Source organism: Roseobacter litoralis Och 149 (genome assembly GCF_000154785.2).
GTDB lineage: Bacteria > Pseudomonadota > Alphaproteobacteria > Rhodobacterales > Rhodobacteraceae > Roseobacter > Roseobacter litoralis.
Map to the genome: position 1 here is coordinate 1,852,686 of NC_015730.1, position 15,812 is coordinate 1,868,497.

The following is a 15,812-nucleotide window of genomic DNA, read 5'->3' on the forward strand; positions in this document are numbered from 1 at the left end:
CTGACTGTTAGGTAGGAGGGCAAGGTAACGCAACACCCAAAAGGGGGCTTCAAATGGCCAAACTGGCATTTCTTGGACTGGGCGTCATGGGCGCGCCGATGGCAGGGCATCTGCAAAAGGCAGGGCACGATGTGACGGTCTATAACAGGACTGCTGCAAAGGCCGACGCCTGGGTCGCGGCACATGGGGGGGTGATGGCACCCACACCGGCCAAAGCAGCGGCGGGAGCGGATTTCGTAATGGCCTGTGTGGGCAATGATGATGATTTGCGCGCGGTCTGTCTTGGTGAGGATGGCGCATTTGCGAGCATGGCCGCCGGCGCGGTCTTTGTGGATCACACGACAGTCTCGGCTGCCGTCACGCGCGCGCTTTACGACGTCGCCAACGCGGCCCAGATCAGCTTTGTGGATGCGCCCATTTCAGGCGGGCAGGCCGGTGCGGAAAACGCGGTTCTGTCCATCATGTGCGGCGGTGATCAGGGGGCCTATGATCGAGTGCTTCCCATTATGGAGATTTATTCGAAAATCTGTCGTCGGATCGGCGACAGCGGTGCGGGTCAGATGACCAAGATGTGCAATCAGATTGCGATTGCAGGATTGGTTCAGGGCCTGTCGGAAGCGCTGCATTTTGCGGATAAGGCGGGACTGGATGGACGGGCCGTCGTTGAGGTCATCAGTCAGGGTGCGGCTGGCAGCTGGCAGATGTCAAACCGCTATGAAACCATGCTGGACGATCATTTTGACCATGGCTTTGCCACGGATTGGATGCGCAAGGATCTGGGCATATGTCTGGATACGGCAGATGAAACAGGCGCCAGTCTGCCGGTCACGGCGCTGGTCGATCAGTTCTATAAGGACGTTCAGAAAATGGGCGGCGGACGTTGGGACACATCGAGCCTGTTCAAACGCTTGCAGGCTTTGGGTTAATCGACATTCAGGGCGCGTCGTGGCGCGCCCTGAATTTTTTCGGGTATCAGGGAATAATGCGGCTGTATTTGTTACCCGCCAGTGACGCCCCTGCAAACAGCCCCGCACGTCCAAAGACAGCGGCAAGTACGGGCGTTAAAGCGGTCGTGGAATTTGCACTTGCCCCTTCACCGATATCGGAGATGACGTATTCAATATCGCCGCCAACCGCCCATCCGGATGATTTTCGAAACCTGTTCAGCGCTTCGTCTGTCATGAAAAACAGAACATGCGCATATTGCTGGGCACCGATCTGAAACCCGCCAGATATTTCTGACAGCGAATAATAGTCAACAGAAACGCCGTCGATCCTGAGGGCCCCTTGTCCATACGCGCCACCAAAGCCAAAACCCGCTTCCGTGACCAGCGGCATCACGAGCATGCCATTAGCCTTATCCGCCAGATCGCGCGTGTGCGGATAGAGACGGTACATTTCCTCCAAAGTCGCCTCGGTGCGAGCGTCAAGGAGTGCTGCGTTATTGCTGCCAACGCCGTTTCCGCAAGCAGCGGTCACGCCAAGACCGGCCATTGCGCCGAGGGTAAACACCCGACGTGAAATCTGTGAGTTTTCCATAATATTGCCTGTATTTGTTTGCTCTGCTGCCGGTTTGCCCGGCTTATGCGCGACATTACGCGCATTGCAGACCAAAGTCACGCGCAAGCCGTGCTTTCAGCGGCAATTCGCTATGGGTTCAGGATGCGGGCCGCTGCGGGGGCAAAATAGGTCAGAATGCCATCACAGCCCGCGCGTTTGAACGCCATCAGGCTTTCCATCATGACCTTGTCCCCGTCAATCCAGCCGTTCGCAGCCGCGCCTTGGATCATCGCGTATTCGCCCGACACCTGATAGGCATAAGTCGGTGCGCCAAAGGCATCTTTGACCCGGCGGCAGATATCCAGATAGGGCATCCCGGGTTTAACCATGACCATATCCGCGCCCTCACGCAGATCGCGTTCAATCAGACGCAGGGCTTCATCGGAATTGCCGGGGTCCATCTGGTAGGTCTTTTTATCACCCGTCAAAGCACCCGAAGCACCCACCGCATCGCGGAAGGGTCCGTAAAAGGCGGAGGCATATTTCGCCGCATAGCTCAGGATCATGACCCGCTGATGCCCTGCGGCCTCAAGACCTTCGCGCATGGCCCCGATCCGCCCATCCATCATATCCGACGGGCCAATGATATCCGCGCCAGCGTCAGCCTGCGCCAGCGTCATCTTGACCAGCGCTTCAACGGTGCGGTCGTTGACGATTTCACCGTTTTCGACAAAACCATCATGCCCATTGATGTTATAGGTATCCAGCGCCACGTCCGTCATTACCGCAATATCCGGCACCGCCTGTTTGATGGCGCGGATGGCGCGGTTGGTGTTATTATCCGGGTCCCACGCCCTCGCGCAATCCTCTGTGCGCTCTTCGAGGCCCGTGTAGGGAAAGATGCAAATTGCGGGGATGCCCAGATCAGCCGCCTCGCGCGCGGCCTCCACCAGCTGATCGACGGAGCGACGATACACGCCGGGCATCGACGGGATTGGTTCCTTCACCCCTTCACCGGAGCGCACGAATACAGGCCAGATAAAATCATCCACCGTGAGCGTATTTTGCCGCGTCAGGGCGCGGACGGCCGGGCTTTGGCGCAGGCGGCGCAGACGGGTGGCGGGAAAGGGGGCTTGTGTCGGGCGCATCGTGAATGTCCATTTTATATTACACATCCTGATTGCCACGTATTTTTCCCCAAGCCAAGGCTAGGAATTGCCACATTGCCCCGCTAAGAGTGCCGAAAGACAAAAAGAAAAGCACGTCTCGTGGACCTATACAGCAGCATCTTTGAATTGATTGACATGCGCTCCTTCTCGAACCTCTGGTTCTGGATCGCCTTGGCCGTGCTTTGGTCCACCGCGAGCCATTGGGTGCTTGGCGTGCCCTACGATATGGTCTTGCGGGCCGGGCGCTACGGGGGGCAGGCGGAACAGGATCTGGAAGATCTTGTGCGCATCAACACGAACCGATTGCTGTTTATCTCGACGGTTTCGGGGTTGTGGATGCTGGGACTGGGATGTTTTATTCTGACTGCGCTGTTATTGAGCGGCTTTCTCTATGGGCTTGAGATCGCGCAGGCGCTGTTTCTGCTGGGTTTTCCCTTGTCGATCGTGGGCTTGCTCTCTTTATCCACGGCCCGGCTGATACATGACGAAGAGGCCAGCGGAGCGCTGTTGCGCAAGCGGCTGTCGCGTCATCGGCTCTATGTTCAGATGATCGGTGTCGTGTCGATCTTTGTCACAGCGCTTTGGGGAATGTATCAAAACCTGTCGATTGGCCCTTTGGGCGGTTGACACTCAGGCGCTAAGACACAATTGAAGCAGCCCATGACTGCGCAAACGCATATTACCATATCAGGCGTGCCGGAAGGCTATGACGCCCGCGTCCTTCTCGACGAGGTTGAAAAGCACAGCGCGCCGCTGATGCATATCGCACGCGATGACAAACGGCTTGCTGCGTTGCAGGCTGCGCTACGTTTCATGGCCCCTGATATGCCTGTGGTGGTTTTTCCCGGATGGGACTGTCTGCCTTATGATCGCATCTCACCCAATGCTGATATCTCCGCACAGCGGATGGCGACGCTCGCGGCATTGATACACGGCATGCCGGAGCGGTTTATTCTGCTGACCACGCTGAACGCCGCCAGTCAGAAAATCCCCGCGCGCGCCGTGCTCAAGGATGCGGCTTTCAGCGCCAAAGTCGGCAGTCGGATTGACGAAAAGGCCTTGCGCAATTTTCTGGTGCGCATGGGCTTTGTGCAAAGCCCGACCGTGACGGAACCCGGTGATTATGCGGTGCGGGGCGGTATCATTGATATCTTTCCACCCGGGGATATGGGGCCTGTGCGGCTTGATCTTTTTGGTGACACGCTTGATGGCGCGCGGCGTTTTGACAGTGCCACGCAGCGGACCACCGAAAAGCTGGACCTTGTTGAGCTTGCGCCGGTCTCCGAGATCATTCTGGATGAGGCTGCCATCACCCGGTTTCGCCAGAACTACCGGATCGAATTTGGCGCGGCAGGCACCGATGACCCCCTGTATGAAGCCATCAGCGCCGGGCGCAAGCACCAAGGGGCCGAACACTGGTTGCCGTTTTTCCATGACGGGTTGGAAACGCTGTTTGATTACTTGCCAGAGGCTTCTGTGTCGCTGGATGATCAGATCACCGCCGTGCGCGAGGCCCGCTGGGACAGCATCGCGGATCAATATGAAACGCGCCGCATTGCCATGTCCAATCGTTCCAAGATGGACAGTGTGTACAAGCCTTGTCCACCAGAGGCGCTTTATCTGAACAATGCTGCGTGGGACGCGGAAGTTGCCGGGCGCCGCGTGCTGCAACTTGCGCCCTTGCCACAGCCAACAGGCTTGAATGTCACGGACGCAGGTGCGCGGATCGGGCGGAACTTCGCACCCGAACGACAACAGGAAAGCCTGAGCCTGTTCGGGGCTTTAGCCGATCATATTAAAGCAAAAATGGCGGCTGGCCCTGTCCTGATTGCCAGCTATTCTGAAGGCGCGCGCGAACGGTTGACCGGGTTGATCGAAGATGAAGGTCTGGCCGAAGCCATACCGGTACCCAACGCGGCACGGATCGGCAAACGTGGTCTGTATCTGGCGGTCTGGGCGCTGGAGCACGGGTTTGAAGCTCCCGGCCTCACCGTCATCTCAGAGCAGGATGTTCTGGGTGATCGGCTGATCCGTAGCACGCGCAAAAAACGCCGCGCCGAGAATTTCCTGACCGAGACACAATCGCTCAGCCCCGGCGATTTGATCGTGCACGTGGATCACGGCATTGGCCGCTACAGGGGGCTGGAAGTGATCACGGCAGCAGGGGCCGCGCATGAGTGTATTCTGCTGGAATATGCGGAATCGTCCAAGCTGTATCTGCCTGTCGAAAACATTGAGCTGTTGTCGAAATACGGCCACGAAGAGGGATTGCTCGACCGTCTGGGCGGCGGGGCGTGGCAGGCCAAAAAGGCCCGCCTCAAAGAGCGCATTCGCGAGATTGCCGAAAAGCTCATCCGCGTTGCGGCGGAACGTGCATTGCGCAAAGCGCCCGTGTTAGAGCCACCGCCGGGCATGTGGGATGCCTTCAGCGCGCGTTTTCCCTATACGGAAACCGATGATCAGTTGCGCGCCATTGAGGATGTGATTGATGACATGACGTCGGGCAATCCGATGGACCGGCTGATCTGCGGCGATGTGGGTTTTGGCAAGACCGAAGTCGCCATGCGTGCCGCCTTTGTGGCGGCCATGTCCGGGGTTCAGGTTGCCCTGATCGCGCCGACGACCCTGCTGGCGCGCCAGCACTACAAGAGCTTTGCCGAGAGGTTCCGCGGCTTTCCGATCAACGTCCGGCAGCTCAGTCGCTTTGTCTCGACCAAGGACGCGAACGCGACGCGCGACGGTATGAGCCGCGGCACGGTTGATATCGTGATCGGCACCCATGCGCTATTGGCTCAAGGCATTCGGTTTCAAAACCTCGGGCTGCTGGTCATCGACGAGGAACAGCATTTCGGCGTGACCCACAAAGAGCGCCTGAAACAACTGCGCACCGACATCCATGTGCTGACGCTGACCGCAACACCGATCCCGCGCACGCTGCAGCTTAGCCTGACCGGGGTGCGCGACCTCAGCATCATTGGCACACCGCCCGTGGACCGGCTGGCGATCCGGACCTATGTCAGTGAATTTGACACGGTCACCCTGCGCGAAGCCTTGCTGCGCGAGCACTATCGCGGCGGGCAGTCGTTTTACGTCGTTCCGCGCATCTCTGACCTGCCGGAGATTGAGGCTTTCCTGACCGAACAACTGCCCGAACTGACCTATGTGGTGGCGCATGGGCAGATGGCGGCGGGTGAGCTTGATGACCGGATGAACGCCTTTTACGACGGTAAATTCGACATTCTGTTGGCCACCACGATTGTTGAATCCGGTCTGGATATTCCAACCGCCAATACGATGGTTGTGCATAGAGCGGATATGTTTGGTCTTGCGCAGCTTTATCAGATCAGGGGGCGCGTGGGGCGGTCGAAAACCCGCGCCTATGCCTATCTGACAACGAAACCGCGCGCGCGACTGACTGCGACGGCGGAAAAACGTCTGCGTGTGCTCTCCAGCCTTGATACGCTGGGGGCGGGGTTCACTTTGGCCAGTCAGGATCTGGATATTCGCGGCGCGGGCAATCTGCTTGGCGAAGAGCAATCGGGCCAGATGCGCGATGTGGGCTTTGAACTTTACCAATCCATGCTTGAAGAAGCGATTGCCAAGATCCGGACCGGTGAACTCGAAGGCCTGTCAGAGGCGGACGATCAATGGGCTCCGCAGATCAACCTCGGCGTGCCTGTCCTGATCCCAGAGGACTATGTGCCAGATCTGGATGTGCGGCTTGGGCTGTATCGTCGTTTGAGCAGCCTCACCACCAAGGTTGAACTGGAAGGGTTTGCCGCTGAATTGATCGACCGGTTCGGCAAGCTTCCGCGCGAGGTCAACACGCTGATGCTGGTGGTGCGGATCAAGGCAATGTGCAAAAGGGCCGGGATCGCCAAATTGGATGGCGGGCCGAAAGGGGCGACGATCCAGTTCCACAACGATAAATTTGCCTCACCACAAGGGCTAGTGTCCTTTATCGAGGATCAGCGCGGGATGGCCAAGGTCAAAGACAACAAGATCGTTGTGCGGCGCGACTGGAAAGCGGATGCCGACAAGATCAAAGGGGCATTTGCCATCGCGCGGGATCTGGCCGAAAAGGTCATCGCCGAGAAAAAGCGCAAAAAGGCGAAGGCCAGCTAGGCCCTTTGCGCGCGTGCCTCAACCCGCGCCATGTACATCATCAGCAGGAATGCCAGCAGCGCCAGCACCAAAATGGTGCCAACCAACGGTCGAATCGTGCCGTCAAACAACAAACCCACTGGGGAGGCGATCACTGCCGCCAGCACGGTCGAAATCGCGCCGATCACACTCGCGGCCATGCCCGCAATATGGCCCATCGGTTCCATCGCGATGGCATTGAGGTTGCCAATGGACAAACCGGCCTGAAAGAACACGAAAGCCTGCCAGATCGCAAAAACGGCAAAGCCCTGGCCGGCGGCGCTCCCGCTGGTCATCAGGACGAGCGTTGACAGACCAATCTGCATGGCCAGACCGATGGTGATCAGGCGGCGCATGCCAAAACGCACAACCAGCATGGCGTTCAGAAAGCTGGAAAGCGCCGAGGACAATGCAATGGCACCGAACCAAAAGGGGAAGGTTTCAAGTTTGTCAAAAACAAACTGGTAAATCGGCTGTATCAGCATGAGCAGCGAAAACAGCATGGCCATGGAGAGTGTTTGCACAAAGATCGAAATGCGCACGACCGGGTGTTGCAGCATCTGCCGCACGGCATCCACAATCAGTGCGATTTTCAACGGGCGCCTGTTTGTTTCTGGCAGGGTTTCGGGCAGCCGAAGGCCAAGCCAAACCGCTGAAATCAAAGAGAAGATCATAAAGGCGAGGAAAATACTGCGCCAGCCGGTAAAGTGAATGATAACGACGCCCATGGCGGGCGCAAAGGCCGGAACGATCGTGAAGATGATCATGACGATGGACAGGATGCGCGCCATCTCGCGCCCTGAGAACAGATCGCGCACGATCGCAATACAGACCACACGCGGGCCGGACGCTCCGATTCCCTGAAATACCCGGGCAATCAACATCAGTTCCAGGGACTGACTGGCCCAAGCCACAGCCGCAGAGGCAATGTATAGACCCGCGCCCAGAAACATGATGCGTCGCCGCCCAAAAGCATCCGAAAGTGGTCCGGTAAAAAACGTCCCGATCCCCATGCCCAAAACAAAGGAGGTGATGATCAATGTGGCGCGCGTTGGCTCCAACGGTGTCAGTTGCGTTGCAATATCGGGCATCGCAGGCAGCATGGCGTCAATCGAAAAAGCGATTGTCGCAAACATCATCGCCATGAGGGCAATGAACTCAGCCCGGGCAATCGGGAGGTGGCGCGTCGTCTGCGTCAAATTACTGGCCCTGTCTCACTTCGCGCGTTCACAAATTGGCGCTACTTAGCGTCAGACATAACCTAGAGTTGAACCCTCTTCAATCTCGACTTGACGTGACATTTTAACATTTTTGCACAGTAACCTCAGCTGTTCGTAGAGACCTCTGCGATGACCTTGTGCCAGAGTTCCGCAGGTTGCGCGCCGGGCACGGCGTGTTTGCCCGCCACAACAAAGGTCGGCACAGACGTGACACCCATACTGCGGCTGTGCGCATCACGCGTTTTGATGTCGTCGATATCGGCATCGGATTTCAAAAGCTTGGCAATCACGGCAGCATCCATCCCGATGCTATCGGCGATATCTCCTAGGACCTCGGCGTTGCCAATGTCCCGGCCTTCTTTGAAATATGCCTTGAACAGAGCCGAAACGGCTGCGGTCTGACGCCCTTCAATCCCGGCCCAGTGGATCAGACGGTGCGCATCTATCGTGTTGGGTGTGCGCTTCATAGCCTCGAAATCAATCTCCAACCCTGCGGCTTTGGCATTTTCAACGACCGGTGCGTAGGCGCGCACTGCACCTTCCTTGCCGCCAAACTTGCCTTCCAGATAGGCGCGGCGGTCCATACCATCGCGCGGCATTTCCGGGTTCAGTTGAAAGGGGTGCCATTCAATCACGAAGGGGTGATCAGGGTTTTCCGCGAGGGCGCGGTCCAGGTGCGCCTTGCCGATATAGCACCACGGGCAAATGGGATCTGATATGATATCAATCTTTGTCTTTTCGGTCATGGTGCCTCTCAAAGCGTTGGCGCAGAACACGGCGCAGGATTTTGCCATTTGCGCCCATGGGCAGGTCCGGCAGGTGTTCAAACACCCGGGGCTGTTTATAGCGCGCGAGTGTGCTCGACACATAAGCGCGCAGCTGCGCCTCGTCCAGTGCGTTTGCGGCGGTGTAAAAGGCGGCGATCACCGTAGTGTCCGTTTTGACTTTGACCTCTGTGACAGCCACTGCCGTGATGCCGGGGCAATCGGCCAGCACGCGTTCGACCTCAATGGGGGACACCCGGTAGCCGCCCGCATTCATCATATCATCATCGCGGCCCATGTAGGTGATGTGCCCCTGCGCGTCCATCACGCCCTGATCGCCGGTCAGAAACCACGCACCGGACATGCGTTCGGCGGTTTCTTTCGGCGCATTCAGATACCCCAGCATCAGCCCCGGATCACTGCGCGCGACGGCGATGGTGCCTTCTTCGCCCAAAGGAACCGGTTCACCGTTTTTCAGCAGTGCAATACGTCGACCCTTTTGGGGTTTGCCCAAGGTGCCTGCGGCGTTTTGATCGGCCGAGCTTTGCGAAATGAAGGTTGAGCATTCGGACATGCCGTATGCTTCAAAGACAGGACACCCCGTTGCTGTCACCCAGCGCGCGGCGAGAGCGGGGGGGAGCTTTTCGCCCGCACTCAACCCATGGCGCAAGGCAGGCAGGGGCACAGGTTCCGCATCCTCAAGGAGTTGTCGATATACTCCGGGCGCTGCTGCAAAGATGCTGGCGTCATGCTTTGCCAAAAGCGCGGGTAAGTTTCGCGGTTTGGTGCCGGGCACCGGTATCACAGCGGTGGCACCAAGCGTCCAGGGATCCATCAGCCCGGTGCCCAGCGTATAGGTCCAGTTAAAGGCCCCCGCATGCAGCAAACGGTCATCGGGTTGCAAGCCATACCATCCGTCAAACATCATCTGCCGCGCCCAGATGGCCCGATGCGCATGCGCAACCGCGCGCGGCTTGCCCGATGTGCCGGAGGTGAAAATAATATACCCAAGGCGGTCCGGGTCGCCCAGATGATAGGGCGCGGCTGGCAGGCTGCGAAAGGACTGCAGCCTATCAAGGTCAATTATCGCAGCGTATTCCGGGCAGGGGATGTCCGGTGCCGCCACCACGGCCTTTGGCGCGACGGTTTTGATGACAAATTCCGCCTCGCCCTGCGTCAGAGCGGCCGAGGTGGGCACCGGGACCAGCCCGGCGGCCATTGCGGCCAGATAGGTGATGGGAAAGTCGATTGTATTGCCAAGGCGCATGACGATCACATCACCCGGCACAAGACCATAGCGCAAGAAACCCGTGGCGGTGCCGAGCACTGCAGTCTCCAATGCGCCAAAAGACCAGGTTTCGGTGTGATCGGGGGACACAATCAGCAAGGCATCTTTTTGCGGACATGCACGGCCAGCGGCCAGTACATGGCGCGTCAGGTTGAAGGGGCTGGGGCACGGGGCGAAAGGACCCGCATCATAGATCGATTTCATACTGCGGTGCTAGCGGGCAGGTAGCGGCGTTGCAAGCCCGTGGGCTTGCGCTTACAAGATCACATATGACCCGGAGTGACCCAAAAACACTGATCAGCCTATCCCGTGAAAACGGCACTGATGAACCTGTGGCCCCGTTGGATTTGGGGGTCCGCGTGCGCGAGTTGCGCAAAGCGCGCGCGTGGACGCTTGAGCAGGCCGCGACCAAGGCGGGGCTGGCACGCTCTACCCTCAGCAAGATCGAAAACGGGCAGATGTCGCCGACCTATGACGCACTCAAGAAACTGGCAACTGGGTTGAACATTTCGATCCCGCAGCTTTTTACGCCGCCGCATGCAGAACAGGCCAATGGGCGACTGGCCGTGACCAAATCAGGTGAGGGTGCAGCACAAGCCACCGTCACCTATGAACATGAGTTGCTGGCGGATACGTTGAGCAAAAAGAAGATGTTGCCCTACCGCACGCGTGTCAGAGCGCGCAAAATGTCGGAATTTGACGGCTGGGTGCGCCATGACGGCGAAGAGTATCTTTATGTGCTGACCGGGGTCATCCGTCTTTACACCGAATTCTATGAACCCATCGAAATGCGGCGTGGGGACAGTGCCTATTACGACGCTACGATGGGTCACAATGTGGTTTCAGTAAGTCCGGAAGACGCCAATATACTCTGGGTCACGTCGCTGGTCTGATCAGCTGTCCTCAAACCACCAGACCTGCGGCATGAAATTCGGTCCATCCCCATATATTGGCAGCTGTTCGGGAAAACGCAGCCGTGCGTCATGGGCAATCCGCCCGACAGTATATTGCCAGAAGGGGATCACGTACCGACCAGCAGTGAGGGTCCGATCCAATGCCCTTACTGCCGCAACAAAGTCTTCTTGCGAACGCGCAACCAGCATCGCGTCGATCATGGCGTCAATCACGGGGGAAGTTGCCCCCATCAGATTGCGCGACCCTTCCTGATCCGCTGCCGCAGAGCCCCAGTAAAACCGCTGCTCATTTCCGGGCGACAGGGACAGGGCGCGGCGGTAGGGGGTCATGTCAAAATCAAATGCAGTTGTGCGTTGGACATATTGCGCACTGTCCGTCGTCTCAACAGCGACATCAATTCCCAGCCGTCGAAGAGCGCTGACATAAAGGTCAGTGATCGCCTTGTTTTCGCTACTGCCCTGAGACAGCAGGATCGTGAAGGCGAGGGGATCACCTGCGCCGTTTTGCATGACCCCGTCCTGCGCGCTCCAGCCGGCCTCTTGCAGCAAAGCCATCGCTTGACGGATGCCGCGTCGGTTGCGCTCGGAGCCATCGCTCTGGGGCAGGGTGTATCCTTCCAGCGTGCCGGGCAGCAGGTCATCCGCAAAAGGAGACAGCAGGTCGGCGACTTTGCCCGTGGCAGGACCGGGCACAAACGCCAGTTCCGAGTTTGAAAAGTAAGACGTGATCCGGGGCTGCGACGACCCGGTCAGCGTGTCGTTGATGAATTCGAAATTGAACGCAAGGATCATCGCCTCGCGCACACGCCAGTCATCAAAAGGAGGCGTGCGCGTATTCATCACGAAACCCGTCATGCCTGATGGCTTGCCATGGGGGATTTCCGATTTGACAATATCGCCGCGCGCAACGGCTGGGAAATCATACAGCCTTGCCCATTTGTCCGCGTTGAACTCCCGCAGCGCGGAAATCTCGCCTGCCTTGAAGGCCTCGAACATCACCGAGGCATCCCCGTAAAAATCCAGCTTGATCTGGTCGATGTTATGCGTGCCCCGACGAAACGGGATGTCAGCCCCCCAATAGTCAGGGTTGCGCGTGAGTTGCACAAAGCGGCCCGCCTCGTAATCGGACACCACATAGGGCCCGGACCCTATCGGGATATCCGCAAGGGGTGCGTTGGCAAAATCGCGCCCCTCCCACTGCGCTTTGCTCAGGATGGGCCGCATGCCCGCCAGCAGCGCCAATTCGCGACTGTCCCCGGTGAACGTGATGCGCAGGCTGCGGGGGCCTGTCTGTGTGATGGTGTCGATTTGGGCATGCAGGCTGTGATATCTGGGGTGACCTTCTGTTCCCAACACCTCGTAGGAAAACAACACATCCTCAACCGTGACCGGCGACCCGTCAGAGAATCGAGCACCCTCACGCAGGGTAAACTCAACCCATGTCCGATCGTCTGGCACCTCTACCGATTCGGCCAGAACGCCGTAAAGCGCGAAAGGTTCATCCCACGAACGTCCCATCAGCGCCTCATGGGTGAAAAACCTGAGCTGCCAGGGGGACGTGCCTTTATGCACGTAAGGGTTGAGGCTGTTGAAACCGCCTGTATTGCCCAGCGTGATGCTGCCCCCTTTGGGTGCGTCGGGCCTTGCGTAGGGCAGGGACACAAAATCCGGTGGAAGGGCAGGGTCACCGTACATAGATATCCCGTGCGCAGGCTCTGCGCGGGCCTGAAGCGCACCGAGAATCACCGCAAAGAATGCGAAATTCCGCATCAACCGGAAGAAAAAAACCGTATTCATTTTGGAGACAATTCCCTGCTGCCCTTGTTTTATTGCGCCGAAACCTACCGGGGTATTTCCATCTTATCAAACTTTTAGCTTGGACTGTTGCGGTAGATTGCTTATAAAGAGATCACTGCTCGATAGGTTTCTTGCCTGTATGAAACCTGCCTCAATAACTTAACGCCTGCCTTGTGCAGGCGTTTTTTTTATTTGGCCATATCGCGTCATTCAAGGCTATCTTGGACCTGCGCGCAGCAGGTGGGCTGATTTCCGCTTTTGCCATTTTCTTTGCACCCGCAGCACGTCATGATGTGTGCAACGCAGCATTTCGAACAAGCAAGGACATCGCTATGAGTTTTGAGATTTCTCTTTCCGGTAAAACCGCCATCGTAACGGGGTCAAACTCGGGCATCGGGCTGGGTATTGCGCGTGAGTTGGCGCGCGCTGGCGCAGACATCGTGCTCAATTCTTTCACGGATAATGCCGAGGATCACGACCTTGCAAAGGAGATTGCGCAGGAAACAGGTGTCACTGCGCGGTATATTCAGGCTGATATGTCCAAAGCCGATGAGTGTCGCGCCCTGATTACAAAGGCTGGCACCTGCGATATTCTGATCAACAATGCAGGCATCCAACATGTTGCGGGCATTCCCGATTTCCCGGTCGAGAAATGGGATGCGATCATCGCGATCAACCTGTCCTCGGCTTTTCACACCACGGCCATTGCATTGCCGATGATGCGTGCTGCGGGCTGGGGCAGGGTAATCAACATCGCCTCGGCGCATGGGTTGACCGCATCACCCTATAAATCGGCCTATATCGCCGCCAAACATGGCATCGTCGGCTTGACCAAGACGACGGCACTGGAAACCGCGAAGGAACCGATCACCGCCAATGCGATCTGCCCCGGTTACGTGCTGACACCCATTGTCGAAAAGCAAATTCCCGACACGATGAAGGAATATGATATGACACGCGAAGAGGTCATCGAGAACGTGATGCTCACGCGGCAACCGTCCAAAGAGTTTGCAACGGTTGAGCAGATGGGCGGCACGGCGACGTTTCTGTGCTCGGATGCTGCGGCGCAAATTACCGGCACTACCATCAGCGTCGATGGAGGCTGGACGGCGCTGTAACGGATTGTTGTTTCCTGCGGGCTTACATTCAGACCATGGCAGGAACCCATAAAGTCGACCAGAAAAGGCGATAGGAAAATGGCGAAAAAACGGATCAATCTGGCGCTTCAGGGCGGGGGGGCGCATGGTGCTTTTACCTGGGGTGTGCTTGATCGGCTGCTGACAGATGAAGACCTGGACGTGGCCGCGATTTCCGGCACAAGTGCCGGGGCATTGAATGGCGCCGCCTTCAAGGCTGGCATGATCGAAGGCGGGCGCGAGGGCGCGCGCGATATGTTGAACTGGCTCTGGTCAGAAGTCGGCGCGCGACCGGAAATGCAGATGTCGGAATGGATGGCGCCATTTTCCCTGTCCTCCGTTTCCAAGGCCCTTGAAAACTCATTGCCCTACCTCGCTGCTGATGCGTGGTCGCGGGTCGTGTCGCCCTACGCCTACGGCCCTTTTTACAGCAACCCGCTGCGGCCTATCGTGTCCAAATTCAACTATGACGAAGTGCGCGCGGAAAACAGCGATGGGCCCTGCCTCTTTGTCTGTGCAACACGTGTGCGCAGCGGCAAGATCCGTGTTTTCAAAGACAGTGAAATCAGCACGGACGTCATCCTCGCATCCGCCTGTCTGCCGACGATGTTTCAGGCCGTACCGGTCACCGACCCTGTCACAGGCACGACGGAGGATTACTGGGACGGCGGTTATACAGGCAACCCCGCGTTGTTCCCGCTGTTCAATTCGTCTTTGCCCGCCGACATCGTGGTGGTGAACATCAACCCGCTCGACCGGGTCGACACGCCCCGCACGGCACAGGCCATTCAGAACCGGATCAATGAAATCAGCTTTAATTCATCACTTTTGCGCGAGATGCGCGCGATCCACTTCGTGCAGCGGCTGCTGGATAGCGGCAGGTTGGAGTCCGATGAAAAGCAGCGTGTGCTGATGCATATGATTGCGGATGACGCGTTGATGAACGAGTTGTCCGTGGCCACGAAGGTAATCCCAACCGCCTATACACTGGCCAAACTCAAAGAAGCCGGACAACGTGCTGCGGATGATTTTCTGACAGCACACCGCGACGATCTGAACAAGCGCAGTTCGGTCGACATGGTCGAGATGTTTCAGTAGTCAGGCCTGCCCGGACGGGTTTTGATCATCCTTGCCGTTTGGATACACAAGACCGGCTGAAATCACCAGTTTCGCAGCTTCTTCCACCGTCATATCAAGCTTTATGACATCGGTTTCCGGGACGAACAGCAAAAAGCCGGATGTGGGGTTGGGCGTTGTGGGTAGAAAGATGCTCAACATCGGTTGCCCGTCGTTCCCACGCGCGGCAATTTCACCTTTGGTATTGGTCGAAATGAACCCGATCGCCCAAATCCCTTGGCGCGGGTATTCGATCAGGCATGCTTTCTCAAAGGACCGTTCGGATTGCGCAAAAACGGTTTCGGAAATCTGCTTGATGCCTGAGTAAATGGAGCGGACGACGGGGGTGCGCTCCACCAGACCTTCGGCAAATGAGATCAGCGAGCGTCCGATCAGCCCTTTGGCCATCCAGCCCACGATGATCGTGAACAGCAAAAAGATAACAACGCCGATCCCGCGCACATCGATCTGTACGGAGGGGTCAAGACCCAACAGGTCTTGCAGCACGCGGTCGGGCTGATAGCTATTTGGCACCAGCGGAAGTACGAAACCGTCAATCCAACCGACAACCGACCATATCAGCCAGATGGTCAACCCAACCGGTGCAATGACAACGAGCCCGGTCAAGAAGTTTGAGCGCATCCGGGCAAGAATCCCGCGGCGAGGCGGTGGCATATCAGGGTCGAAAGGCGTGTTCATTCAGTGTCCGTCTTTGCAAGGCACTCGCGATAGTTAGGTGGTTTGGGGACGGTTAACAATGGGGGC

At 57.6% G+C, this 15,812-nt stretch carries 12 protein-coding genes and 1 pseudogene; 6 read left to right on the forward strand and 7 right to left on the reverse strand.

Annotated features, from left to right (window positions below):
* Nucleotides 1-41 precede the first annotated feature (41 nt).
* Nucleotides 42-926, forward strand: a pseudogene (locus RLO149_RS08765) (NAD(P)-dependent oxidoreductase); the annotation flags it as partial.
* Nucleotides 927-972: 46 nt separating this feature from the next.
* Here RLO149_RS08765 and RLO149_RS08770 read toward each other — a convergent pair.
* Both RLO149_RS08770 and hemB read right to left on the reverse strand, forming a co-directional pair.
* Nucleotides 973-1,539: a lipid-binding SYLF domain-containing protein gene (locus RLO149_RS08770; RefSeq protein ID WP_013961723.1), complete on the reverse strand. Its 567-nt coding sequence runs from the start codon at nucleotides 1,537-1,539 to the stop codon at nucleotides 973-975.
* Nucleotides 1,540-1,649: 110 nt separating this feature from the next.
* Nucleotides 1,650-2,648, reverse strand: coding sequence for a porphobilinogen synthase (gene hemB, locus RLO149_RS08775; RefSeq protein ID WP_044025593.1), 999 nt, complete (start codon nucleotides 2,646-2,648; stop codon nucleotides 1,650-1,652).
* 120 nt (nucleotides 2,649-2,768) lie between these two features.
* Between hemB and RLO149_RS08780 the strand changes: the two genes are divergently transcribed.
* Together RLO149_RS08780 and mfd are read left to right on the forward strand one after the other, a co-directional pair.
* Nucleotides 2,769-3,296 carry a hypothetical protein gene (locus tag RLO149_RS08780; protein ID WP_013961725.1) on the forward strand — a complete coding sequence of 176 codons (528 nt, stop codon included), beginning with the start codon at nucleotides 2,769-2,771 and terminating at the stop codon, nucleotides 3,294-3,296.
* 33 nt (nucleotides 3,297-3,329) lie between these two features.
* Complete coding sequence (gene mfd, locus RLO149_RS08785) at nucleotides 3,330-6,794, forward strand: transcription-repair coupling factor (protein ID WP_013961726.1); 3,465 nt, start codon at nucleotides 3,330-3,332, stop codon at nucleotides 6,792-6,794.
* On the opposite strand, the gene RLO149_RS08790 is transcribed toward mfd, so the two are convergent.
* The 3 genes from RLO149_RS08790 to RLO149_RS08800 all read right to left on the reverse strand — a co-directional run bounded on the left by RLO149_RS08790 (nucleotide 6,791) and on the right by RLO149_RS08800 (nucleotide 10,288).
* Nucleotides 6,791-8,011, reverse strand: coding sequence for a multidrug effflux MFS transporter (locus tag RLO149_RS08790; RefSeq protein ID WP_013961727.1), 1,221 nt, complete (start codon nucleotides 8,009-8,011; stop codon nucleotides 6,791-6,793). The two genes, mfd and RLO149_RS08790, sit on opposite strands and share 4 nt — an antisense overlap.
* Before the next feature lie 125 nt (nucleotides 8,012-8,136).
* Complete coding sequence (locus tag RLO149_RS08795; protein ID WP_013961728.1) at nucleotides 8,137-8,778, reverse strand: DsbA family oxidoreductase; 642 nt, start codon at nucleotides 8,776-8,778, stop codon at nucleotides 8,137-8,139.
* On the reverse strand, nucleotides 8,756-10,288 hold the full coding sequence (locus tag RLO149_RS08800; protein WP_013961729.1) for a class I adenylate-forming enzyme family protein: 1,533 nt from the start codon (nucleotides 10,286-10,288) through the stop codon (nucleotides 8,756-8,758). Before RLO149_RS08800 ends, RLO149_RS08795 begins: the two co-directional genes overlap by 23 nt.
* 65 nt (nucleotides 10,289-10,353) lie before the next feature.
* Between RLO149_RS08800 and RLO149_RS08805 the strand changes: the two genes are divergently transcribed.
* Nucleotides 10,354-10,977, forward strand: coding sequence for a helix-turn-helix domain-containing protein (locus RLO149_RS08805; RefSeq protein WP_044025271.1), 624 nt, complete (start codon nucleotides 10,354-10,356; stop codon nucleotides 10,975-10,977).
* Here the strand turns inward: RLO149_RS08805 and RLO149_RS08810 are convergent, their stop codons facing one another.
* Complete coding sequence (locus tag RLO149_RS08810) at nucleotides 10,978-12,795, reverse strand: extracellular solute-binding protein (protein ID WP_013961731.1); 1,818 nt, start codon at nucleotides 12,793-12,795, stop codon at nucleotides 10,978-10,980.
* A 332-nt stretch (nucleotides 12,796-13,127) separates the two neighbouring features.
* On the opposite strand from RLO149_RS08810, the gene RLO149_RS08815 reads away from it, so the two are divergent.
* On the forward strand, nucleotides 13,128-13,913 hold the full coding sequence (locus tag RLO149_RS08815) for a 3-hydroxybutyrate dehydrogenase (RefSeq protein WP_013961732.1): 786 nt from the start codon (nucleotides 13,128-13,130) through the stop codon (nucleotides 13,911-13,913).
* A 78-nt stretch (nucleotides 13,914-13,991) separates the two neighbouring features.
* On the forward strand, nucleotides 13,992-15,029 hold the full coding sequence (locus RLO149_RS08820) for a patatin-like phospholipase family protein (RefSeq protein WP_013961733.1): 1,038 nt from the start codon (nucleotides 13,992-13,994) through the stop codon (nucleotides 15,027-15,029).
* On the opposite strand, the gene RLO149_RS08825 is transcribed toward RLO149_RS08820, so the two are convergent.
* A complete protein-coding gene (locus RLO149_RS08825) occupies nucleotides 15,030-15,746 on the reverse strand; it encodes a DUF502 domain-containing protein (RefSeq protein ID WP_013961734.1) in 717 nt (238 codons plus the stop codon). It lies immediately after the preceding gene.
* Between the last annotated feature and the right edge of the window lie 66 nt (nucleotides 15,747-15,812).